Origin of the sequence: Wolbachia endosymbiont of Ostrinia scapulalis (assembly GCF_023559145.1) — a bacterium.
Classification (GTDB): domain Bacteria; phylum Pseudomonadota; class Alphaproteobacteria; order Rickettsiales; family Anaplasmataceae; genus Wolbachia.
In genome coordinates this window covers 810,807-835,539 of sequence record NZ_CP096926.1, presented here as the reverse complement: position 1 = coordinate 835,539, position 24,733 = coordinate 810,807, and the positions used below count along the sequence as shown (strand labels likewise).

The following is a 24,733-nucleotide window of genomic DNA, read 5'->3' as shown; positions in this document are numbered from 1 at the left end:
TGTGCTGAGGTAATATTGTTTGGCAACAGGTATTACACATCACTCATCCTTATTATTTCATTCCACTCAGTCTCTAAAACTGGAGAAACTGATAAACGTGATTGTTTTAATATAACCATATTTTTCAAAAGTGGGTTTTGTTTTATACTGTTTAACGTCACTTGGTTACTTAAAGGTTTCAAAAGTTTTACATTCACTAGTCCAAATTTGGAATTATAAACATGATAATACTCCTTTAATACTTCAACTATTCCAAGTATAACTCTCTCTTTACCTGTATGATAAAAAAATGCAAGATCACCTAATTTCATAGCTCTCATGTAATTTTGAGCTTGATAATTGCATACACCATTCCACTGCGTCACCTGCTCCTTTCTCATTTTTTGCCACGAGTATTCACTTGGCTCTGACTTTAGTAGCCAAAATTGCATTATTTTTTTCTTCTTAAATAAGCTGGTATATCATAAACATTGCTGCCCCACTTAACTCTTTCGTTTGTTTGCTCAGTTGAAGCATATTCTTTTGTTTCTAATATTGGAATTTGATTATAAGGCCATTTAAAATTTTTTTCCTCTGCTGGGATCTTGTTTTGATTAACAGATGAATTGTCGTTACAGCTATCAATGCCAGTTGCAAGAACAGAAACTCTAACTCTTCCCTCCATCGCCTGATCAAAAGTGGCACCAAATATTATATTTGCATTTTCATCCACTTCTTCACGCACTCTATTGGCTGCAGCATCAACTTCAAATAGAGTCATATCTCCACCACCAGTAATATTAATCAATATTCCTTGTGCACCTTTCATTGATACATTATCAAGTAATGGATTAGATATCGCAGCCTCTGCAGCACTAATTGCCCTATCTTCTCCTTCTGCCTCTCCAGTACCAATCATTGCTTTACCCATCTCACTCATGACTGTTTCTATATCAGCAAAATCAAGATTAATCAGTCCTGGCATGATCATCAAATCAGTTACTCCTCTTATGCCAATATGCAGAACATTATCGGCGAGTTGAAATGCGTCAGCAAATGTAGTTTTCTCGTTAGCAATTCTAAATAAATTTTGATTGGGAATGACAATAAGTGTATCTACGTATTTTTGCAACTCTTCAAGTCCAAGCTCTGCAATGCGCATACGCCGCACACCTTCAAAACCGAACGGCTTAGTTACGACTCCAACAGTCAGTATCTTTTTTTCTTTTGCTCCTTTATCTTTAACTACCGCTCTTGCTTCTCTGGCTGCTTTTGCAATTACCGGTGCAGCACCTGTTCCAGTACCACCACCCATCCCTGCTGTGATAAAGAGCATATGGCTATCTTTTATATGCTCCATAATTTCGTCAATTGATTCTTCTGCTGCACCTTTACCAACATCAGGCAAAGCACCAGCACCAAGGCCCTTAGTTAAGTTAATACCAAGCTGAATTTTTTTATCACATAATGACTTCTCTAACGCTTGAGCATCGGTATTTGCTACAACAAAATTTACTCCTTGTAAATTGGATTGAATCATGTTGTTCACAGCATTTCCACCAGCACCACCCACTCCCACAACGGTAATCCTTGGGTGCAATATGGGTAATTCTGGTAAACTAAGGTCAATTGACATTTAAATTACTCAAATATTAGTGAATTCACTTGATAACAAGTTACTGCTTTTTTAACAATATGCAAACATTTTTCATTTTGATATATGCAAATAGTGAACAAGATTTACTTATTCTTAACATTATTAACCAGTAGATATAATGATTAAGATGCAAAAAAAAACTGTAAAAAGGGACAGAAGCCTATCCCTTTTTATTGGAAGTTGCTACTAATTAAACAGTAGATGTTGATTGCTGGACCCCAAGTATTTTTTGAATTTCACCTACTTTTATCTCGCTGCTTGGTTCTTGATTCTCAACTAATTCACTTACTTTTTCAATTTGAGCTGCCTTATTACTGTTTTTATATGCATACACAGGTGCAGTTATTAAAGCTGCTACTGCAGCAAGAACTACCAAACTAGCAACAAGTGGATGAGCAACTGCAAATGCAGACATTGTAGTAATAGCAGGACTAACAAGTGTTGCAGCTTTTGTTCCAACTGTACCAACAAAAGTTGCATAAGCTGGACTTAAGAAATAAGCAGCCGTAAGCGAAGCTACTGTTGCAATTGCTACAAAAGTGGCAGCTGTTTTATACGGATGTTTTGTTACAAAACCATAACCCTGATTATAAACTTCTTTAACTTTATCTTTGATTGTTTTTACTGTCGGCATAACTGTACTCCTAAAATATTAAAATTTCACTAATGGTAGTATATGGCAAAAAAAAGTTTTCTGTCAAGCAGATTAATTTATTTATACATTCTTATTCTGTAATTCAGCGCTTCTGCAATGTGTGCTTTCTTTACCTCTTCACTTTTTACAAGATCTGCAATGGTTCTTGCGACTCTTAATACGCGTGTGTAGCCTCGATTGGAAATGTAATTTTCTTTCAGTACGTATTTTAGCAATTCTAACCCTTCCTGATCTGGTTCAGTGAATTTATTTAATGCTTCACCACTGACTTCTGCATTGCAACGAATATTAAATTTACTATAACGCTCAGTTTGAATTTTTCTCGCTGCTATCACCCTTCCTCTTATAACCTCGGTACTTTCTCCCTCCACAGAGATTTCAGGAGAAAGTATTCTAACGTTTGGCATTTCAATGCATATGTCTATTCTATCAAGCAAAGGTCCTGATATTTTATTTCTATAATCTGTGCCGCATTTTGGAGCTTTGTTGCACGATCTACTTGCATCACCTAAGTAACCGCACCTGCAGGGATTCATTGCAGCTATAAGTTGAAAATTAGCTGGATAAGTAATGTGAGCATTTGCATGTGCAATAGTAACTTTTCTATCTTCAAGTGGTTGGCATAGAGAATCAAGCACAAGCCTTGGAAATTCAGGTAGCTCATCAAGAAATAACACACCATTGTGAGCCATGGTGATTTCCCCAGGCTTTGCATTTTTCCCTCCTCCTATCATCGCTGACATTGAGCATGAGTGATGAGGTTCACGAAAGGGACGAGTTACTTTAAATGTTTCGTTACCGGCTTTTGTTATGCTAGAGATGATATTAACATCAATCATCTCTTGTTCAGTCAAATCGGGTAATAGCCCTATAAATCGCTTAGCAAGCATTGACTTTCCAGTACCAGGAGGTCCAACAAGAAGCATATTGTGTCCACCTGCTGCTGCAATTTCAGCTGCTCTTTTTGCAACAACTTGACCTTTAATATCCTTTATATCTGGAACTGAATTTTTTTCTTTGGGTGCAGCGCTATAGTTAAAAGTTACCGGCTGAATTAACTGCTCACCCTTAAAATGTCTGATAATATCCGTTAATTTCTCTATAGCCAGAATAGAAACATTCTTTACCCATAAAGCTTCTACTCCATTTCCCCTTGGGCAAATTACTCCTTTATTTACCTGTTTTGCACTGATTGCTGTTGGAAGTACTCCTGAGATTGGTATGACTCTGCTGTCTAGTGCAAGCTCACCCATAATGATATAAGACTGAACTTTTTCAACTGGTATCACATTCATTACAACAAGTAATCCAACAGCAATAGCTAAGTCATAATGACTACCTTCTTTAAGCAAATCCGCAGGGGAAAGATTAACCGTAATCCTTTTTGGAGGTAACAGAAGATTGATTGAATTTAACGCTGCTCTGATACGCTCTCTGGATTCTGCAACAGTTTTATCCGGCAAGCCAACAATATTAAAAGCTGGAATACCATTTGCCATGTGAATTTGTGCATTAACATTTACTGTGCTGGTTCCCTGAAGTGCAACGGTATTTATATTTGCAATCATACTATATTATATAAAGTTATTAATATAATATATTGATAAAGTAACGAAGTAAACAGTAGCTGTTAAAAGTGGTTTAATTTAGCAAAAAAGTGTAGTACTCTATCACTTTGCTGATTATATATGTTTATAAGAATAATCGCTTTTCTTTTGCTATATTCAAGCGCAGTTTTCTGTAGTGATTGTAACTTTAACTTACCATATCGTGGGCTCAGTTGTGATTTGGATCTATCATATAGAAATTTAAGTAATATAAAGAAATTATTGAATAACAAAGATAAGTTCGTTGCACTTACGTTTGATGATGGACCGTCTTATAATAGAGCAGGAGATATTATTAATATTCTAGAGAGCAATGAAACAAAAGCGACATTTTTTGTGCTTGGTGAGCGTATAAATAAAAAAACATCTGAAATAGTAAACAAAATCCATAAAGCAGGTCATGAATTAGGTAATCATTCTTGGTCGCATAGGAAGTTGACATCACTTTCAAGTGAGGAGCAATTGCAAGAACTGGAAAAGACAAATGTGGCAATTAAAAATGCAACAGAACAGAATGTAAAATGGTTTCGTCCACCATATGGATGTCACAATGATAATTTGATCGAAAATACTAATCGATTAAATATGTGTTCCATACTATGGACAGTTGATTCTCTGGACTGGCAAGGCGATAAATCAGAGATTCTGGTTGAAAGAGTTTTAAGCAATGTACATAATGGAGCGATTATATTGTTCCATGATCACGATAACAAATCAAATACAGTTGAAGCTTTACCTCAGATTATTAAAATACTAAAAAAATGGGGTTATGAGCTTGTTACCTTAAGTGATTGGGAAAAGAGGATTTGTGATGTGGTGAAAGCTAGAAATATGCCAATAAAAGGAGAAGGAGTGCATTCTAAAGGAATTCTATGTGGACAAAAAACAAGGTCTTCAACCGCAGGGCATTCATATTAGGTGGTATTCAGCTTACTATTTCTGCTATTTTTAGTTATAGGTTGTATACTTTACAAGTACGAGATAGACAAAAATATGAAGTGCTATCCAATAATAATAGGACAAAAGTTGTTACTATTGTGCCTAAACGAGGCAGGATTTTGGATAGGAATAGCGTTGAACTCGCAGTAAACAAAATTTCGTATATTGTTTTATTTGATGGGCAAAAAACCTTTACTAGGGAAGTTGATTTGCAGATGTTATCAGAAATTAAACCTGATACAACAAAATCATCAGATACAAAAATAACTGCTCTTTATAAACGTTATTACCCGTTTGGTTCGATATGTTCTCATATAATCGGATATACAAAAAAACAGCAAGACATAAATGAAGCAGGGGTTAGTGGAATTGAATATACATATGATCATGTATTAAAAGGCAAGACCGGAAAATCTGAGCAGGAAATAAATTCTAAGAAGCGTATCATGAGAGAGTTATCTAGCATACCGCAGCAAGATGGACAAGATATACAGCTAACAATTGATGTTGATTTACAGAAGAAAATTGCAGAGATATTTAAAGACCACCAAGGTTCCACAGTGGTAATTGATGTAAATAACGGAGAAATTTTAGCATTATATAATTCACCTTCTTACGATAATAATCTTTTCACTAGCAGATTATCAAATGAAACTTGGAAAAATTTAAACAATCCTTCATTACCGCTTGTAAACCGTGCATTATCATATCAAATTCCACCTGGTTCAATATTTAAAATAATAGATGCGCTTGCGGGTTTAAAAGATGGAATAATAACACCAGAAGAAAAGTTCTCGTGTAGGGGATATATGAAAATAGGTGAACGAAAATTTCGTTGCCTAAAAAGCAAAGTCCATGGATATGTATCTTTAAACGAGGCAATGGCCTTCTCATGCAACACTTACTTTTATAATATAGGAAAAAAAATAAATGTAGATTCTCTACTAGAAATGGCTAGCAAATTTGGTATAGGAAGTGGACCATTAATTGGAATGTTTAAGGAAGAAGCTCCGGGATTGTTGCCTGATGTGGATTGGCGTGCACGCAAGCTATATTCAGAGTGGTATTTAGGTGATACCATTAACTTAGTTATAGGACAAGGGTATTTACTTACAACGCCATTACAGCTTGCGGTTCTTGCAGCGAGGGTTGCAACAGGAAAGGAGGTAATTCCCCACATTGAGATGAGTAAACCAGGGCAAGACTTTCTTGATATTGATGTGAATCATGAGCATCTTAGTGTGGTTCGAAAAGCTATGTTTGACGTGGTGAATTCTAACTATAGAAAAGGACTAGGCAGTATACAAATTGCTGGCAAAACCGGTACACCAGAGATAAACTCTAAAGGTGAAAGTCATAAATTGTTTATCGCTTATGGCCCCTACCATGATCCGCGCTATGCAATCTCAGTGTTTATAGAACATGGCAAAACTCCACGCCAAGATGTTGCAATTGCTAGTGAGATATTGCAATATATGCTTGAAAAATGAACTTATGAAATTGCCATATATGTTACTTGTAATTTATGTATTTAAATCAGAGCTTTGAGGTTAAAAAAAAAGAAACGAAAATTGCATAAACCTTTTCAATTTAGTGCTTTAATGTTTCTAACGCAGAGAAGGTACTATCTTTATTTTCTATGGAGGAAGGTAGACTATTTTGACTATCACCATCAATTGAAGTAATAGGGCGAGTTAAAGCAATTTTTATAACTTCATCAATATTCTTAACAAAAATTACGTTGATCCCTTCTTTAATATTTGCGGGAATCTCCTGCATATCTTTCTCATTTTCACTTGGTATAATCACAGTTTTGATTGATCCTCTTAGCGCAGCAAGCAATTTTTCTCTCAAGCCCCCGATAGCCAAAACTCTACCGCGCAATGTTACTTCGCCTGTCATAGCAACACTTTTGTTAACTGATATATTTGTCATGAGAGAAACAATAGACGTACATACTGCACTGCCAGCAGAGGGACCATCTTTTGGCACAGCACCTTCAGGTACATGCAAATGTATATCATTATTTTGAAATTTTTCGGGCTTTATACCGAAAAATAAACAATTTGATCGCACATAACTATACGCAGCTTTTATAGACTCTTGCATAACTTCTCCAAGCTTTCCTGTATATTTTATCTCCCCTTTACCAGGAATTAGGACTGACTCTATCATCAAAATATCACCACCTGTTTCAGTATAGGCAAGACCAGTTACTATCCCTACCAAACTCTCATTTTCTGCAATGCCAAAGGTATACTTACGTACCCCTAGATAATCTTGTAAATTACCAATCTCTACAGATATTTTCTTATTTTTATCAGTTAATATTGCTTTAACTGCTTTTCTCATGAGTTTTGCAAGTTCCCTTTCCATGCTTCGCACGCCGCTTTCACGTGTATATAAACGTATCAACTCGTATAATGCTTCATTGGTTATTTCCCACTCCTTCTGATGCAAACCATGCTCTTTTTTTAATTTTGGAATAAGGTGATGTGTAGCAATACTGATCTTCTCGTCTTCGGTATACCCAGATAATTGTATAATTTCCATCCTATCACGCAAAGGATGCGGTAAATTTAAGCTATTTGCTGTGGCTACAAACATTACACTTGAAAGATCAAACTCAACTTCCAAGTAATGATCTGTAAAATGTTTATTGTGCTCAGTATCCAAAACCTCAAGTAATGCAGATGCAGGATCACCACGCGAATCAGAACCCATCTTATCTATTTCATCAAGAAGGAAAAGCGGGTTGCATGAATTAGCTTTTTTCATGTGTTGAATGATTTTACCAGGCATTGAGCCAATATAAGTTTTCCTGTGTCCTCGTATTTCAGACTCATCACGTATACCACCAAGAGATATGCGAACAAAATCTCTTCCTACTGCTTTTGCCATAGACTTAGCTAAAGAAGTTTTACCAACACCAGGTGGTCCAACTAAGCAAAGTATAGGACCCTTTATCTCTTTTACTCTCTTTAATACTGCTAAAAATTCTATTATTCTATCTTTTACTTTCTCTATGCCATAATGATTTTCATCTAAGATTTTTTTAGCCGCATTTAAGTTAATTTTTGCATCTTTGTACTTTCTCCATGGTAAATCAAGCAACCAATGCAAGTAACTAGATATAACTGTTGCTTCAGGAGAAATGGGATTCATTTTCTTATATCTCTTTAAGTCAGTTATGGCTTTCTCTTTTGCTTCTTCAGAAAGCTTTGTTTCATTTATCTTTTTTTCAAATTCATTGAGTATATTCCCTTCATCTCCATTTTCAAACTCACCTAATTCTTTCTGTATAGCTTTTAATTGCTCATTAAGGTAGTAAACTCTTTGAGTACTTTCAACCTGTGATTTAATTGTCTTATACAAGCGGTTTTGTGCACTCAAAATACTTATTTCTCTCTCAATAAGAGCAAAAACTTTTTTTAAACGCTCTTTTGGGTTATAAACTTCAAGTATGTTTTGCTTATCTGATACCTTTATATTTAAGTGCGAAGCTATCATATCTACAATTTGATTAACCTCTTTAACTTGATCAATGGGGTCAATAATAATCTCGGGCCGACTTTTCTTGCTTAGTTTACACCAATTGTCGAATGCATCTATAACAGAACGCCTTAAAGCTTCTAAATCAATATTGTCTTCATTTTCTCCATACTCATAATGACCATCCAACGCTACTCTGGCCTCTAACAAAGTGTGAGAGCTAATATATTCTATAACTCTTCCCCTTCTTACCCCATGAATCATGACTTTTACTGCATTGTCAGGCAGTTTTATTAATGGTTGTATAATATTTGCTAACACGCCTACTTCATAAAGATTCTCTGGCTCTGGATTATCAATAGAACCATCTTTTTGTGCTATGAGAAAAATCTCGTTTTGGTGACTACTGCTACTTATTGCATACTCTAGTGCATGAACAGATTTTTCTCTACCTACGAATAAAGGCAACATTATATTTGGAAAAATTACTACATCTCTTAGAGGTAATACTGGTAATACAGTAGAATTAAAGTTTACAGCATGTCCAATATTCATAATATATGCCTCAAATTAATCATTAACCGTTATAACACTACCCTTATTATTATGATTAATCGTCGCTTTGCCTAATTCTACCATTTTCTTAGTAACCGTTATAGTGCTACCTTCAAAACCTCCGTTGCCGGATATATACATAACATCAAGCAAAAGTGACTCTAAGATAGCACGTAACATCCTTGCACCTGTTTTATAGCTTATAGCTTTTTTAGCAATAGCTGATATTGCTTCATCTGAAAACTCAAGGTTTACTTTACTAAATGCAAGCAATGCTTTATATTGTTTTACTAGCGCATTTCTTGGCTCTGTCAACACATGTATTAAATCCTCGTGATCAAGCTCATCTAGAACGGCAGTTATTGGAACCCGTCCTACAAATTCGGGTATCAAACCGAATTTGATTAAGTCCTCAGGTTGAGCATCGCGTAAAGCATTTTTTTTCTTTTGTGCTTTAGACTGACTTATATCCGCTCCAAAGCCAACTGATGTTCCCTTTTTTCTTGCCTCAATAATTTTATTTAGGCCTTCAAAAGCTCCTCCACAAATAAATAGTATGTTACTAGTGTCTACTTGTATAAACTCTTGTTGCGGGTGTTTTCGCCCTCCTTGTGGAGGAACATAAGCAACCGTACCTTCCATGATTTTTAGTAGAGCTTGTTGGACCCCTTCACCTGAAACATCACGGGTTATTGAAGCGCTTTCAGACTTTCTTGTGATCTTGTCTATTTCATCGATAAACACTATACCATGCTGTGCCTTTGCAACATCATAATTTGCAGCTTGTAATAGACGTGACAACACGCTTTCTACATCATCACCTACATAACCTGCCTCAGTCAAAGTTGTCGCATCGGCCATAGCAAATGGCACATCTGAAACTTTAGCAAGTGTTTTTGCTAGCAAAGTCTTACCAGAACCAGTAGGGCCAATAAGCATTATATTTGACTTCTCAATTTCAATATCACTTATAGAATGAAGTTGCACCATGGATTGACAATGGTTATACATAGCCACAGATAAAACGTGTTGCGCATGTTCCTGACCTACAACATGCTTACTAAGAAAATTTTTTATATCTTCAGGTTTCTTTAGTAATAGCTTCATATCAGATATATGATCTGAATTAAAAGCTCTCTCTTTCTTTTGACTTATTGCTTTATGGGATAACTCTATGCATTCATTACAAATGAACACCTTTAAACCATCTGAAGAGTTAGTAATCAATTTATCTACTTCGTTTTGTGCCTTGTTACAAAAAGAACAGTAGTGTAAATCATTATTGTTATCCATTAAACTACCTTTTGTTTAACTTTAATATTTTCAATCTTCATATCTTTACGCTCAGCTATTACTCTGTCAATTAAGCCAGTTTTCATTGCTTCTTCAGGATCCATGAATTTATCTCTTTCCATCATTTCTTCAATTTTCTTTAGTGAATTTCCAGTATGTTTTTCATAAATTTGATTTAATTTTTTCTTAACTCGCAAAATTTCATTAGCATGTATTTCTATATCAGTTGCTTGCCCATGATAACCACCAGATGGCTGATGTATCATAATTCTTGAATGAGGTAGCGAGTAACGTTTACCCTCTGCACCAGCTGTAAGCAACAAAGAACCCATAGATGCAGCTTGACCTATACACAAAGTTGAAACGTCTGGATTTATATACTGCATTGTATCGTAGATCGACAAACCAGCAGTTACAACACCACCTGGTGAGTTAATATACATACAAATGTCTTTATCGGGATTTTCCGATTCTAAAAATAAAAGCTGTGCTACTATTACGCTGGCCATGTTGTCTTCAATAGGGCCAGTTACGAAAATTATTCTTTCTTTTACTAGCCTTGAATATATGTCATAAGCCCGCTCACCGCGACTAGTTTGTTCAACTACAATTGGTATAAGAGTCATACCTTTTCCTATCAAATATTATCAAATAATTCCTTTAATTCTTTCACAGAAACAATCTGTTCTTCTTTACTAGCTTTTTCTATCATATAATCTGTCACTTTATACTCAAGCGCTTGCCCTCTAACTAATTCCTGAAATTGTCCGTCTGATTTAAAATGTTTAAATACTCTGTCAAATGATACATCTTTACTGACATATTGATTTACAATAACATTCATAATATCACTTTGAGTTAATGATATTTCATGTTCTTTACTGAACTCCATAAATAGCATTGCAAGCTTTACGCGTCTTTCAGCTTCTTTACAAGAATCATCTTTAGCATTCAACTCTCTTTCCACTCTCTGCTGTTCCTGTTTTACTACTTCTATAGGCAAATCAAAACTATAACTAGCATCCAAACAATCAAATAGCTCTTTCTTAATTAAGAGATCTCCCATTTCTTTACACTGATTATCAATTACTTCTTTTACATGATTTATTAGCGAAGAATGATCTTCAAAACCAATTCTCCTAGCTATTTCATTATCACTTTGCAAATCTTTGGCAATCTGAATATCATTAACTCGAACAGAAAAAGCAGCCTCCTGCCCCGCAAGGGAAATTACCTGATAATCTTCAGGAAATCTCAACTTAAAGCTTTTTGTTTCCCCTTTTTTCATGCCAATTAATTGATCTTCAAAACCATTTATAAATGTTCCAGATCCTAAATTAACAGTAAAATTTTTGCCACTTCCACCTTGAAAGAGCTTATTTCTAATTCGCCCTTCAAAGTCAATTATCAGTTTATCCTCGTTTTTTGCTTGATAAGAAGCATCATTAACAGAGACAAGGTTAGGAAATTTTGTTTTTATAGAATCAATAAATTCTTTTATGTCTCCTTCTTTGATTTTTGCCTTAACTTTCTTCAAATTTATTTTATCAAGATCTATTACTGGCACTTTTGGCATCGATTCAAAAGATAATTTGTACAGAAAGTCGCCTTTTTCATCCTTTTTATCCAGGTTTGGTAATGACATAATATCAACCTTAGGATGGATGTGAGACTTAACTTCGATTTTTTTCATTAAATCACTTGAGCAATAGTCAATCGTATCTTTTATCACATATTCCAAAGCTTCGTTTTTATAATTTGTAACAACAAGATCGTAAGGCATCTTTCCAGATCTAAATCCAGGCAGTTTTGCATCCTTCGCTATTTCTTGTAATCTAGAGTTTATCTTTTGTTCTATATAATCACTACTAACTGTGATTTCATACTCATACTTTAGTTTATCTACACTAAGTTCCTTATAGGTATATATATTACTTAATGTATCTGCTTCGACTGCATTTTGAGTTATATTACTAGACATTACAACCTGTTATCAATATTTTATTTATGTTTTAATAAAGCCATTTTACCAGAATTTAAGTTAAATACAATCCTTAAGAACAGGTTCTTATACAAACAAAAGTGTACTTAGTAATTATAAATTTTCTCTTAAAACCTGAGTTACATGACTTTAAGTGCGGATAGAGGGACTTGAACCCCCACGAGCAAGCTCACCAGGACCTAAACCTGGCGCGTCTACCAATTTCGCCATATCCGCAAGAACCCTTCATTAACTTATAGATAACCGCTTCTGTCATCTTATGCAATTTAAAGATTAGATTTTAATACTACAGACTGAACTTATAATACTGGTTAACTCCACTATGAATCTAAGCCTGAATTACTTTAACTAACATTATTAAGATAAGTACTGTCTTAGAAATATTCAAGGCTTATTCAATTTATAGTATTTACACAATAAAAAAAGCTTATTAATATTCTTTAATTAAAGCTCTAAACTCTGGAGATTAATAATGAGATTAATAGCAAGCTTCTTACTCGCAATTTTTCTGATTACACAGAGTGGCTGTACGACTCTTGTGAGTGGTATAGTGGTAACAGCAACTGCAGCGGCTACAGCAATAACAATGCAAGATAAATCCTTGGGAAACATTATTGATGATACAACTATAGTAATAAGAATCAATAAGGGACTCTTAAAACACGGACTATTCTCATCTATAAAAGTTAAAGTGAGTGAAGGAAGAGTATTACTCATTGGAAATGTTGATAATCATGAAAAGCAACTCACGGCAGAGAAAATAGCTTGGCAGCAAAAAGAGATTAAAGAAGTGATAAATGAAATAAGAGTTACACCAATTAAAATGTCTTCTATGCTAGATGTTACTGTGGATGGTATGATAACAGCAGAGATAAGCACGAGGCTTCTGGGAAAAAGAAATATTAAATCAATTAATTATAGCGTTAATACAGTTGATAGAGTCGTTTATTTGATGGGTATAGCTCAAAATAAGGCGGAATTAAAAGCTGTAATAGCAATTGCAAGAAAAGTAAAAGGAGTAAAGCAAGTTGTAAGCTATGTGAGATATAGACATAGCAAATTGCGTCATTGATGAAAATTTACTTGAGTGTCAGTATCATGTAGCTAAGCCATAAAACTCCTTTAGAAATTTCGTCAGTTCACTCTTATGGTATGTATAACAATGTTACAAAAAATAATATCATAGAATTCAATAGAATAATTCCTAGAAAATCTCTACATACTAAAAAAAGTAAAATGCTATTTAAATAAGCTTAAGAATAAATAGCAAACATCTATATCTTGTGCGATATGGCGTTTTATTCCTGAGATTTTTTTACCAGAGTCATAGCCTTTTTCTTCATCAGTGTCTGCGTTCTTTACACTCTGAGCGTCAATTATGCAAAAGCTGGTTTTTTCTTTCCTTTTACTTTTTCACTCCATTTTTGAAATAATCATAACAATTGCGCCGTCTTGGAAACTCTTTTGGTAGCATCCTCCATTGATAACCACTTTTTAGGGTGTACAATACTCCGCAAAATATATCATACAAATCAAGTTTTCTTGGTTTTGTTTTTTCCACAAGACTCCAGATCTGGTGAAATAATCTCAAACTTCTCTCGACTTATGTCACTTGGGTATACCATACGCGTCAAGTTAAGAGATTGTGAGCAAATTTAGAGAGGTTAAAGTGGATACTCTAGCCCTTCTACGTTTGTCTTTTAATGAAAATAGCGACCAAGTTATAGTGAGTTTTTTAAGAAATGCTTTTAAACTATTAATTTTGGTTAATACTAAAAATAACTCTCTAACCCGCCTTTTTAGCTCAATAAATGCCTTTGTTAAGCTAAGTTCTGTATTCTTTTTCACTTCTGTGCAACCAACTATGCCGTGAAATATAAGAATTGCGCACAATTTAGCATATAGTTCACATAATACTCTGCATGGCTTTCCTTTTAGCTTATCAAGCCTGATATGGCTTTTATACAATTTAAATAATAACTCAATTTGCCACCTTACTCTGTAAATCGTTAATACTTGCTCAGCACTAATTTTATTTTCTGGAACATTAGTTATAAATATTGACCAGTTCAACAATTTTTGATTTCTTTTAGAGGATGTATATCCCTGCGATCTTGCTAATCTATTAGCTTTCCTTCTTCTGGCCATAGACTGTTCTTCAGTTAGTTTCTGACATATAATTCTTACTCTAATTTTTGCTTCTTTTCCTAACAATACCTCGTTTTCTAAAAATAACTTATCCTCTAAACATTCTAATAACTCCATTTTTTGATTTGTTTCTACATCATATATGTTGGTATCAGATTTATAACGACTTATGAAATAAGCTCCTATTTCATTGATTTGTTTAAAAGAACTTGGCACAAAATAACCGAGATCAGATATTAGCAAATCATTGCTTAATATATTACTTAAATGTTTCCTATATCCCTGGTCTGATCTTACCCCCTCCGTTAAATTAAGTTGGTCTATTATCTGATTCATGTAGTCGAAAACTAATTGTAACTTTATTCCAGACTTAGTATTGCTTTCATAGCCACTGTAGCTAGTACCATAACCTTTATACATCTCTTCCATACTGTTAGGTAGAGTAATATAGCTACTGTCCAATAATTTAACACTATTAAATTGCTGTAAGATTTTGCAATCAACTTGCAAGATATTTTTAAAGAGAATCACAGATTCATTATACATCCTTTTCATAAATTCCACTGCTTCTTCAGTAAATCTAAAATCCAAACCTTGTTTTGTTATATCTATCGAGTCCTCGTTTAGTAATTGACACATTGTTTCTACGCTACAATTATCAACTCCTATATTACCCAAGACCATGGCTTTTACGAATGATGAACCTTTTAGCTTTCTCTTTCTTTTTATAAACCTTGTTGTAATTGAGATTTTCTCTGCTTTTTCATTAAAAAATTCTTTGAGCTTTTTTGATAAGCAAGTTATTTTATTCATTGGTTCTCTCACTAAAAGTATATCTGGGAGAACTTATACCTTATTATTCTATCTCTTTCATACCTTTATTTCCTTAACTTGACGCGTATGCTCTGACGCTACTGTGCCACTCTGTGTTCTATAAAAATAATCAAGCTTTTGAGGAGCTTTTACAAGAAGCAATAAATCAAGGAATCTTAAAGGATGTTCTTAGTGAGGAATTGATCCAAAAATTGCCGAATGGTCTAACAATAACTTACACTGCACTGGTATCCTGCATATTAGAGGAAGATAGTAAAGCTATTAGAGCAGTTCTAGAAGCTTCTAAAAAGAATGGTATTTTAAAAGAAATTCTCAACCAAAAAGTGAAAGTAAAGAAAGCAGAAGGTAAAGAGATAAGCCATACACTACTTGACTATGCTAATAAACACAATTGCAAAGAAAGTGCACTGATTCTGAAGGAGTTTGAGGAAATTCTGAATATAGAAGTTGAAGCTGCAAGTAGTAATGTTGAAACTAGATGTGAGGGTATCAATAAAGACTGTAGAGATCTTGAAATACACGAAACTATGTTTGCAAATAGTGAAGAAACCCAAAATATTTCAACAGGAAGCAAAGATATTAAGCCCACATGTGAAACCAGTGTAAAAGAGGAAAACAAAGGCGAAGAAAATTCTTTAAATTTTATTACTGATGAGCAAGAAGAAATCGTTAATATATTTGAGAAAGATGCAGAAAATAACACTGAGTGGCACAGAGAAAATCGTCATACAAATCAACCCATCTGTAAAATCAATAAGAAAGACCAAAATACTTTTACGCAAACTAATATGCAAGAGCCAAATAGGTCATTTCAAGCTGAACCATATTTTAATATTGGATATGGCATTACTAAAGATGGAAAATCATCAAATCAACCAATTTTAGCTGGAGTTATTGGTGCAGTGTTATTAGTAAGTGGTATTGTGTTTTATATTATGGAAATACATATACTAGGGATAGTTATTGGAATTGCTGGGTTAGCTTGCGTAAGTTTTGGATTGTGTAGTAATTTAGAGCCTAATACCAGGCTTGAAAAAGTAGAGCAGCCTACTATCCACTCTTCAAACCCGATTTCTGGATTAGATTTTAGATAAATTATTGAAAATCTCGATTTTTTTAGCTAAGTCTAATCGAATTTAAAAGATGCTCATTAACTTTTCCATCGTAAATCTCGTAATTATAAGTTATCGATCTCTTTTTAATTATTAATACATAATTTAGGTTTCAGAAGTTATAACCTTTCTTATAATAGTCCGAATGCGATAAGACATATGTTGATGGCTATATATAGCCAGTAGCGCATGATGATCTGTTGGGACTATTGTAAAAAGTTCTATAACTACTATTTTTGAGTTTGACCATACTTAGTTAAAAAAGTCAAAATTTTCAATAATTTATCTGAAATCTAATCCAGAATTCGAATTTTATGAGAGCAATACTTCTACGTTTGTATAGCAATCACAATCCTCGTTTAAAGAGTAAGATTGGTCAATTAATATAGCCATTTTCCTACCTTTTCCACTACTTGTTAATTCATATATATCAGCTGAATAGTGACATGGACAATTTGAATTAGCAGTCCCTTCTGTGATAAAAAACGATGGCTTATGATTAAGCAACTTGCAGAAATTTGGTTTATATTCCTTTCTCATACAGTTTAAACTTATATACTTATATTCATCTGAAACGTTTGAGTATTATGGATCATACTTTTTATGTTCAAAAAACTCATTACCTAAGAAATTACAAAATGTTAATTGATAATCATCATTACTACTGGACTGAACAACTTTAAGGTAATGAAAATCTCTAGGAATTTCTACCTCTTTTTCTTTTGTAGTATAGTTATGTATGAGAAACTCATTGTTAAACATATGATAGACAATTTTCGGTAAAGTAGATATACACTCACCATTTTCTACTTCATACATATCATACTCCGATAACTTCTCTTCTTGCTGAAAAGTCAAACTCTGTCCGGCCTTAATTGAACTTTCTGTTGTTTCTAATATACTACACTCCTTAGTCTTAGTTAAGCTTTCTATTATTTTTGATATCTCACTGATTTCTATATCATGTTTATTTTTTGTGTATTGATATTTATAGCAACTACCATCTTTACACACCGGAAGACAGTTTCCATTTTTGTCTGATACAAAGATATTATCTTCTTCTATTGTAAAATAAAGCCTACCTTCTTCTCCTTTAATCTTCTGTAGTGCTGGATCATCTTCATTATAAAAATCAATGAAGGACAATATTCCAGTTAATGTACTCAAATCATCATTTAAATAAGATAATCCGAGAGCAAAGTCTGAGATACTACTCCCTTCCTTCAATACAATATTTATTTCTTGTGTTTTAATCGTTTCCAAAATATCACTTTTTTTTTCACTAATAATATCTCCCTGCTCTATAACTAGGTCCTTTACTTCGCCATTTGTGTTGTGCACCTTCAGAGGCGAGGCTCCTTTATATAAAAATATTTTATCACCCTGCTTCTTTAACTTTAAACCATTAGTATCATCACCCAGCTCAGCCGTACCAATGTGTGAATGGATAGTATATTTGTTATTATTGTGCTTTAATCTGTAATATGTAGTAGGCAACTCAATTAGCTTTTTATAAAGTGGATTCTTATCGTCTATTTCAAATGTATACTTTTTCATGCTATTACCTTAAATAACCAACAACTTGCTGATTAATGGCACTGAGGCTACTAGGAGGAGCAACATAAGTCATAAAACTCCTTGGCTGCTCATTATCTGCCACTATTTTTTCAGTATTAACGAGAGCTCTTTGCTGCTCATTGTCTTTTAATCTTTTTTCCATATGATCTCTAAAAGTAGACAAACATTTACTAGTTTGTTTGTAATTAGGGAGTGATTTTTTCGCAGTTACACACAAGAACTTCAACAACTCGTTATGATTTTCATCATTAAGTAATGACTTATTGACAATGGTTGACTGCAGTTCTACTGGATCAAAATTTAGACTTTTCTTTGAAATGCCACATTTCACAGCTGTTGCTCCTAATACTTCTTCAAATTTTGTTACAATATCTGCTGCATCTATTATTTTTGCCACTTCCTGTATTTCATTTTTTATTTTATATTCATCCTGTCCTGCCGCAGGGTAAAAGAAATTTATTACTTGAGATATAAATGAAGTTGGTCTGCTTGCTCCGCTTGTCACTGGTGAGTTTATTATTTCCCTCTTATCTCTTTTCTCTATAACACAACTTGTATCATCAGGCTGTATTACACAGAACATCTTTTGTGTTTGACTATAAAAAGTTTGAGTATTAGATTCTGAGACAGATGCATCACTTGCAGATTTTTTGCTAGCATTGCAGAAAACTTCAGCTTTCTTTGTGAAGTTTTCTGTTTTATTGTGTAGTTCTATAATGTTATCATTAGCATTTTTAGCTTCTTTAGTAAAACTTTCTGAAGCATTTTTGGCTACCTCTGCTGAATCTTTAGCATTCAGAGTTTCATTCTTTACTTTTTTTATCTCATACAAAAACTTATCAGCTAATGCAGCACCTATTCCATCTTCTCCCTTGGGACCTGGTATTCCCGTTAGACCAGTATCTCCTTTACTACCCTTAAGACCAGATCTACCAACCTGACCTTTAGGTCCTTGCAAACCTATCTCTCCCTTAGATCCTGGCAACCCATCTGATCCTTTTGGACCTTGCAATCCATTCGCACCTGGACCTCCTTTCTCACCTTTAGAACCTATCTCTCCTTTCTCACCCCTATCACCTTTTATTCCCATAGCCCCTTCTAATCCTTTAGGACCTATATCTCCTTTTTCCCCTTTAGGACCTTGGACTTCTCCTGGATTTTTCCTTAGTTCTTCTGAAATGCTTTGTGTTAGCTCGGTATTATTTGCAAGTTTTTCTACTAATGTATGATTAGCACCACGTAGTAACACATCTGCTAGCTCTTCCATTCTGTTATCAGCTAATGCAATAGCTATTCCTGTTTGAATATCTTGATTACTAATGATTCTTCCTGTAACTTGCTTCTCTAATACTAAATCTCCGCCTTGGTCACGGTATTCAAGCACCTCATTAGCAATAGTTCCATTATTAATTAATTTTTGTGCAACTTCTTCAGGACTTGTATCTCTACCTTTATCACCTTTAGAGCCAGTATCTCCTTTGAAACCAATATTTCCTTGATCACCTTTAAGACCAGGTACACCTGGAGCTCCAATATCTCCTTTAGGACCTAAGTCTCCTTTCGAACCTGGTAACCCATCTGATCCTCTTGGACCAATATCTCCTCTCTCACCTTTTAGACCTTTAGAACCAGGCTCACCTTTCCAACCCCTTGGTCCCTTCGTTCCACTTTCACCTCGCACACCTTTATCACCCTTTAGTCCAGGTGTACCTGGTATTCCAGTATCTCCTTTCGTTTGTCCAGGATTTTTTCTCAACTCTTCTGCTACTCCTTTTTGTAAGGCCAGATCATTAACTAAGATCTTTTTACCTTGATTATCTTTTGCTTCTAGTACTGCTCTTCCTAGTTCACCTACTTTTTTAGTGTCAAGGAACTGATGAACAATATTTTCAATTATTGTTTTTGTTGCGCTTGCATTGCCTTTTAATTGAGCATAATCAAGCAAGGACTGAATTAATTTTTCCTCGTTTATTTCTTTCTTCACCATTTCTAGAGCTTTTATTTGCTCATTTAAATCACTATGAATCAGAAGATACTTAGCAAGTCCCCAATTACTTACCTTATCTTTTACAAGAGTTTGAGCTTCTTTCTCGCTCATACTACTTCTACGAACAAGTAGTTCAGCAAGCTTTTCTGCAAAATTTTCATATTTATTGAAGGCCATAGAGTCTGGATTATTTTTCTTTGTGGCATCACTTGTTACCTTACTCACAGTATCTTTTACAATGTTTTTTGCTTCCTCTAAAGAAAGTTTATTTACTACTCCTTCAGTAAATTTTACTGCATCAATTTTATTCACAAATTCCTGCGAGTGGATATTAATCTTATCGGCAATCTGAGTTGCAAGATTTTTACCTATGATACCCTTTGTATTAAGAACTGCTTCCACTAACTCAGCTTTTTTACTAGTAACTAATTCAGTTGCAATTTCTTGAGCATTTAGGGTATCCCCCTTATTCCCTTTTTGCCCAGGAGTCCCCGGTTTACCAGGAATACCATCAAGACCTGGAATACCCGGAGGACCAATAGGTCCGGGTTCACCTTTGTTACCTGGGTAACCCATTATTCCATGTTCACCCTTCGGACCTGGAAAACCTCTCTCTCCTTTCTCTCCAGGTCTACTATCCCATACTAATTCTCCGGGCTCACCTTTTTGGCCGTAGGAACCTGGAAGACCTCGCATACCCCTTTCACCTGGCTCACCTTTTAAACCGGGTACTAATGCTATGCTATTATTTAAATTTTTAACTATTCTTTCTAAATCTTCAATTCTTTGTTCTAATTTTTTATTATTCACAGTAACCTCCAGATCATGTAAATAGTAGTAATAAGCGTATAAATAGTGACTCTGCTGGTCAAACTCCTCCTCATCATCATCATAATCTGTATAAGCATATTCTCCTTGCTCAAAGCTCTCAGGTGTCAGAGCATAAAATCTCTCACATTTACCATACTTACTTAACATGCATCCTACATAATTGTCATTATTCAATCTTTTTATTCTAAAACGAGGATTAGTCTTTTTAAGACTAAGATTAGCACCAAATTGATCTATGGTATCGATAGAAACATTTCCAGAGAATAGCTCTAATTTTTTATTACTAAAGCTAGTAGCAATATTATTCAATATCCCAATTTTATTACCACGTATACCATATACTTCAGCACTTTTATAAGTACTTGATAGCACTTCTTCTGGTCCCCTTAAAAAATTCTTTCCAACGCCTATTCTAAGTCTCTTATCAGGCAGCTTTTCAAGCTCTTTTAAGACAAAATCTATGTCTTGATTACTCATTATATCTTTTGGATCTACTAGAACCCTACTATTTATTAGCGGTACAAAATTGACTGAACACTCTCCATCATAAGAGAGAATATAATCCTGACCTTGATATTTTATGAAATTGCTAGGTATAGAATTAAAAGTAGCTATTTTGACAATATTTGTATCATTATAGTAAACATAATAATAATATTGATCTTCATTATTAACTAGAACCAACTTATAATCACTTTCTACTTTTTCTAGCTTTAAGTATAGCTCTTGTTGATAAAAATTAGTTAGTATACTGTTCGTAGGGTTCATCTTGAAATTAGAGATGATAAAATGGTGATGTTTATCAAAGATATATGACGTATAAGGTAAATTAATCTTTATCCCCTACCATAAGCTCTTGCATTTACTTTTAGTAGCTGATTTCTATTAACTTCTTCTAAAAAGCTAGATGGATTTTCCATTGTACAATCTGACTGTCTAATAGTCTTACCTAACTCTTTAAAAGCACTACTATTTCTTTCGAAATACCCATTTTCTATAGCTGTCAAAACACTTTTCCCACCTAACAGACAACTCTGCCCTAAACTTGATTTATTCTCTAACTTGTTAAATCTTACTTCATCGACAAGCCTCACTTCTATTTTATTACTATCTTTCTCACTAGGACATAGATGAATACTGATCTCTCCTACTTCAGTGGTAAAAGACATTTCAATGATATCTCCCGAGAACTCTGTATAATTTCTCCTTCCTCCTATATTTTCAATTCTAATTATACTGTTTCCAACTTGAAGTATACCAATGTTTAGATTTAAATCTTTAGCTTTTTGATTATTTAATATCCTTGCAACTTCAACAATACTATTTTGTGGATAATCTATGCAAAAATATCCATTATCTATTTCTAGTTCAAAGTCATATTCATCAATTTGCTCACTTTTATTCATAATACTTTCAAGTGCTAATTCCTTAAGCTTTGAAAGGTTTTCGGATCGTTTACTCAAAGTGTCTAAATCTGAACAAATTATGTTCACAAAATCTTCATGCTCTTCGTCGCTCGATCTATTTAAAGATGCACCTTCTGATATTACCTGAAATATTTTTCTCTTGTGTAAGAACTCATAAATTCGAGTAGTGTCAGCAGATAAATATAGCTTTTGAAATGTGTCAGCTATACGATCTATCAAGGACATACCAGATTTATATGGAAAAGTGAACATTATTCCTTGTTCCAGTGCTGCGCTTATAACTTTATCAAATTCTTTTTCGCACTCCTCATAATCTTCTTCGCTACCAGAGTAACCTAAAATGTCTAGATAATCATGAATCTTATTTATTTTTTGCCAAATACTTTCATACTTTTCTTCTTCTCTTGTATTCAGCTTTACCTTTGTTAGAGAAAAAGAGTCTTTTTGACGGATTAAAAGAAAAGTATCTTTTCCTTTTTCTTTACGGGTTATCTCGTCAGTATAGAATAGTTGACTGTAATGCCTACCAAAACTTTCATCATAATCAGGGCAAGGGCTAACATTGTCTTCATCTTCACTATCCGTTCCATTCCATACTTCAATCGGGAAATCGGTATTTTCAAGGTTTTTATCTTCACTTGTTAGACAATTTTCTGTTTTTCCATATAGCCGAGTTGATTTATGATCATCGCTACTTTCATTATCAGCTTCATTCCATACTCCAATCTCGTAGTCAGTATCTTCAGAGTCTTTATCTTCACTTGTTTTATCATATTGATTATTTTCTCCTTCTCTACATAGCCAGGTTGGTTCTTGATCATCATTATCTTTAATACACCTGGTTTCTACTTTAGGTATAGACTGAGTTCTCGCTATTTCTTTTCTTACGTTTTCTTTGTTTATTTCATCTGCAAGAGACACTTCATTACTAATATAGAAATTTTTCTGTTTTAAACTCTCGTTTTCCTTCTGCAGACTACTGAATTCTGCAAATAGCTCTTTATACTCTGATAAATAAATACACAATTGATCTCTTATATCATTAAGTTCCTTCTTTTTTTCTAGTATCTGATTTTCATAATTACCTTTCAAATCCTCTATACTGTTTATCAGCACTGTACTTTCTTTTCTTACTCTGTTTAACTCAGCTTCAGTCAAATCCAGTTTTTGCTGTAACTCTTCATTTATTTTGTCTGTTAACTGAATTTCATTCTTTGCCTCTTTTAATTGGTTATTTAAGTTCTTAATTACATCACTTTTGTTCTGAGTTTCTAATAATAATATTTCTACTTTCTGTTTTAGCTGTTCGATGTCTTGATCATTTTCAGTTAAACTTCTTGTACTTTTTTGTAATTTAACTGCAAGCTTTTTAATTTTCCCTTCTAGGGTTTGCATTTCTCTGGTAAGTTCACTTACTTCTTCGTAATACTCTTCTACTCTTTTCTTATAGTGTTTTTGTAACTCTACATTTTTTTTAAGATCAAAATTTTCCTGTTGTAGATTTTCTATTTTGCTTTCTAAACTATCTATTACTTGATTTTCTTCACTGCTAATCTCAAATACCTCTTCAGGAAAATGTGCAAATTTACAAGATGAAATGCCTTCAAGGACGTTACTACCAAATAAATTATATTGTACTACCTGCTTCGAACTAAACATACCTATACCCCCTACTAAAATAAACAAGTAATATATTGTATACGCTATATATCATAAATGCAATCGGTTTGAATATAATCTATTTACTAATTCGTATTGTGAATTTTTATAGAATAGATTTAGGTGTAAAATATTATGATACCATTAAAGTAGATGGATAAAGCACAGTCTTTTTGAGAGGATAAATTTAATGAAAAGACCATACTAATTAGTGTTATAAGGAATTTGATCATTTACTCTTTCCAAAAATCACAAGAAAGTACCTACCTTCGTGAGAACAATTTAAATAAAAGCGGCGTTGTGTAAAAAAGAGGGTAAAAGCAAAAATAGCAGGTTGGTCAACAGGAGGAAGTAAGGAATATTATAAATATCATGCACTGTCAGCAGATAGTAGAGTAAAAGATGCACTAGTGGAATCACCTATACCAGGGAAAGTACAAATTTCAATCTTATCAACACAATTATCCACAACTGGCATAGCTTCAGAAGAGCTACTAGAAATTGTAAAAAAGCAGGTTACTAGAGATGATATAAGGGTTTTAACAGATACAGTAACAGTAATTGGTTGCAATATTACGGAAATAGATATTCACAGCAGAATGAGCATAAGTCCTGTAATATCAGAGGAAGAAATCAAGAAGCAGTTTATTAAGAAGTTTGAATTAGCAAAAAGATTAGGGTGGAGTGTAACAAGATCGTGGATAATAGCGAATCTATTTGTAGATGGTGTAGAAAACGTAGAATTAATCGAGCCAAAAGAGGATGTTGTAGTATTGGGGAATGAGTGTGCAGTGCTTGGCCATGTCAAGTTAGATAGGATTTAAAACGTATTTTTTTGTTTTGTGCCAGTGAGGGGATTGCGTGCAATAAGTGGTTTACTGGATCCAATGTTAGGGAGAGGAAAGTATTGATTTTCTTCCAGAAGTTGTAATTTGTTTTTTAAAGTATGGATAATATGGTCAAATATTAAGGAAAGTG

17 protein-coding genes, 1 tRNA gene and 2 pseudogenes are annotated in these 24,733 nt (G+C 33.9%); 5 read left to right on the top strand and 15 right to left on the bottom strand.

What is annotated here, in order from left to right:
* Window positions 1–32: 32 nt before the first annotated feature.
* The 4 genes from M1L26_RS04100 to M1L26_RS04085 form a co-directional block, all read right to left on the bottom strand.
* On the bottom strand, window positions 33–431 hold the full coding sequence (locus M1L26_RS04100) for an EVE domain-containing protein (RefSeq protein WP_211908525.1): 399 nt from the start codon (window positions 429–431) through the stop codon (window positions 33–35).
* Window positions 431–1,615 (bottom strand): cell division protein FtsZ, encoded by a 1,185-nt coding sequence (gene ftsZ, locus M1L26_RS04095; RefSeq protein ID WP_211908523.1) that lies wholly within the window; start codon window positions 1,613–1,615, stop codon window positions 431–433. Before ftsZ ends, M1L26_RS04100 begins: the two co-directional genes overlap by 1 nt.
* Window positions 1,616–1,826: 211 nt before the next feature.
* The gene (locus M1L26_RS04090; protein WP_211908521.1) at window positions 1,827–2,270 is read right to left on the bottom strand and encodes a hypothetical protein; all 444 of its coding nucleotides are present in this window, start codon (window positions 2,268–2,270) and stop codon (window positions 1,827–1,829) included.
* Window positions 2,271–2,347: 77 nt separating this feature from the next.
* The gene (locus M1L26_RS04085) at window positions 2,348–3,859 is read right to left on the bottom strand and encodes a YifB family Mg chelatase-like AAA ATPase (protein ID WP_250119992.1); all 1,512 of its coding nucleotides are present in this window, start codon (window positions 3,857–3,859) and stop codon (window positions 2,348–2,350) included.
* A 120-nt stretch (window positions 3,860–3,979) separates the two neighbouring features.
* Here M1L26_RS04085 and M1L26_RS04080 point away from each other — a divergent pair, with 120 nt between their 5' ends.
* Both M1L26_RS04080 and M1L26_RS04075 read left to right on the top strand, forming a co-directional pair.
* Complete coding sequence (locus M1L26_RS04080; protein WP_211908517.1) at window positions 3,980–4,816, top strand: polysaccharide deacetylase family protein; 837 nt, start codon at window positions 3,980–3,982, stop codon at window positions 4,814–4,816.
* The gene (locus tag M1L26_RS04075) at window positions 4,771–6,327 is read left to right on the top strand and encodes a penicillin-binding transpeptidase domain-containing protein (RefSeq protein WP_211908515.1); all 1,557 of its coding nucleotides are present in this window, start codon (window positions 4,771–4,773) and stop codon (window positions 6,325–6,327) included. The genes M1L26_RS04080 and M1L26_RS04075 overlap by 46 nt, the downstream gene beginning before the upstream one ends.
* Window positions 6,328–6,427: 100 nt before the next feature.
* On the opposite strand, the gene lon is transcribed toward M1L26_RS04075, so the two are convergent.
* From lon to M1L26_RS04050, 5 genes are all read right to left on the bottom strand, one after another.
* Window positions 6,428–8,884 carry an endopeptidase La gene (lon, locus tag M1L26_RS04070; RefSeq protein WP_250119990.1) on the bottom strand — a complete coding sequence of 819 codons (2,457 nt, stop codon included), beginning with the start codon at window positions 8,882–8,884 and terminating at the stop codon, window positions 6,428–6,430.
* A gap of 15 nt (window positions 8,885–8,899) precedes the next feature.
* The gene (gene clpX, locus M1L26_RS04065) at window positions 8,900–10,177 is read right to left on the bottom strand and encodes an ATP-dependent Clp protease ATP-binding subunit ClpX (RefSeq protein ID WP_010406852.1); all 1,278 of its coding nucleotides are present in this window, start codon (window positions 10,175–10,177) and stop codon (window positions 8,900–8,902) included.
* Entirely contained in the window at window positions 10,177–10,803 is a 627-nt protein-coding gene (clpP, locus tag M1L26_RS04060; RefSeq protein WP_007301999.1) for an ATP-dependent Clp endopeptidase proteolytic subunit ClpP, read from the bottom strand. The genes clpX and clpP overlap by 1 nt, the downstream gene beginning before the upstream one ends.
* Before the next feature lie 11 nt (window positions 10,804–10,814).
* Window positions 10,815–12,158, bottom strand: a complete 1,344-nt coding sequence (gene tig / locus M1L26_RS04055) for a trigger factor (protein WP_211908511.1) — start codon at window positions 12,156–12,158, stop codon at window positions 10,815–10,817.
* A gap of 155 nt (window positions 12,159–12,313) precedes the next feature.
* Window positions 12,314–12,395, bottom strand: a tRNA-Leu gene (locus M1L26_RS04050).
* Between the two features lie 256 nt (window positions 12,396–12,651).
* Here M1L26_RS04050 and M1L26_RS04045 point away from each other — a divergent pair.
* On the top strand, window positions 12,652–13,251 hold the full coding sequence (locus M1L26_RS04045; RefSeq protein ID WP_211908509.1) for a BON domain-containing protein: 600 nt from the start codon (window positions 12,652–12,654) through the stop codon (window positions 13,249–13,251).
* A gap of 206 nt (window positions 13,252–13,457) precedes the next feature.
* Here the strand turns inward: M1L26_RS04045 and M1L26_RS04040 are convergent.
* Window positions 13,458–13,804 (bottom strand): annotated as a pseudogene (locus tag M1L26_RS04040) (transposase); the annotation flags it as partial.
* Between the two features lie 10 nt (window positions 13,805–13,814).
* Window positions 13,815–15,140 carry an IS4 family transposase gene (locus tag M1L26_RS04035; protein ID WP_250119932.1) on the bottom strand — a complete coding sequence of 442 codons (1,326 nt, stop codon included), beginning with the start codon at window positions 15,138–15,140 and terminating at the stop codon, window positions 13,815–13,817.
* Window positions 15,141–15,253: 113 nt separating this feature from the next.
* Between M1L26_RS04035 and M1L26_RS04030 the strand changes: the two genes are divergently transcribed.
* A complete protein-coding gene (locus M1L26_RS04030) occupies window positions 15,254–16,255 on the top strand; it encodes a WD_0033/WD_0034 family tandem repeat-containing protein (RefSeq protein ID WP_250119989.1) in 1,002 nt (333 codons plus the stop codon).
* A 330-nt stretch (window positions 16,256–16,585) separates the two neighbouring features.
* Here M1L26_RS04030 and M1L26_RS04025 read toward each other — a convergent pair whose 3' ends face one another.
* The 4 genes from M1L26_RS04025 to M1L26_RS04010 all read right to left on the bottom strand — a co-directional run bounded on the left by M1L26_RS04025 (window position 16,586) and on the right by M1L26_RS04010 (window position 23,755).
* Window positions 16,586–16,813 carry a hypothetical protein gene (locus M1L26_RS04025; RefSeq protein WP_250119988.1) on the bottom strand — a complete coding sequence of 76 codons (228 nt, stop codon included), beginning with the start codon at window positions 16,811–16,813 and terminating at the stop codon, window positions 16,586–16,588.
* A gap of 45 nt (window positions 16,814–16,858) precedes the next feature.
* Window positions 16,859–17,830: a hypothetical protein gene (locus tag M1L26_RS04020; RefSeq protein WP_250119987.1), complete on the bottom strand. Its 972-nt coding sequence runs from the start codon at window positions 17,828–17,830 to the stop codon at window positions 16,859–16,861.
* 4 nt (window positions 17,831–17,834) lie between these two features.
* Window positions 17,835–21,437 (bottom strand): collagen-like protein, encoded by a 3,603-nt coding sequence (locus tag M1L26_RS04015; protein WP_250119986.1) that lies wholly within the window; start codon window positions 21,435–21,437, stop codon window positions 17,835–17,837.
* Between the two features lie 68 nt (window positions 21,438–21,505).
* Window positions 21,506–23,755 (bottom strand): coiled-coil domain-containing protein, encoded by a 2,250-nt coding sequence (locus M1L26_RS04010; protein WP_250119985.1) that lies wholly within the window; start codon window positions 23,753–23,755, stop codon window positions 21,506–21,508.
* A gap of 305 nt (window positions 23,756–24,060) precedes the next feature.
* Between M1L26_RS04010 and M1L26_RS04005 the strand changes: the two are divergent.
* Window positions 24,061–24,579: pseudogene (locus M1L26_RS04005) on the top strand (baseplate J/gp47 family protein); the annotation flags it as partial.
* Window positions 24,580–24,733: the final 154 nt, after the last annotated feature.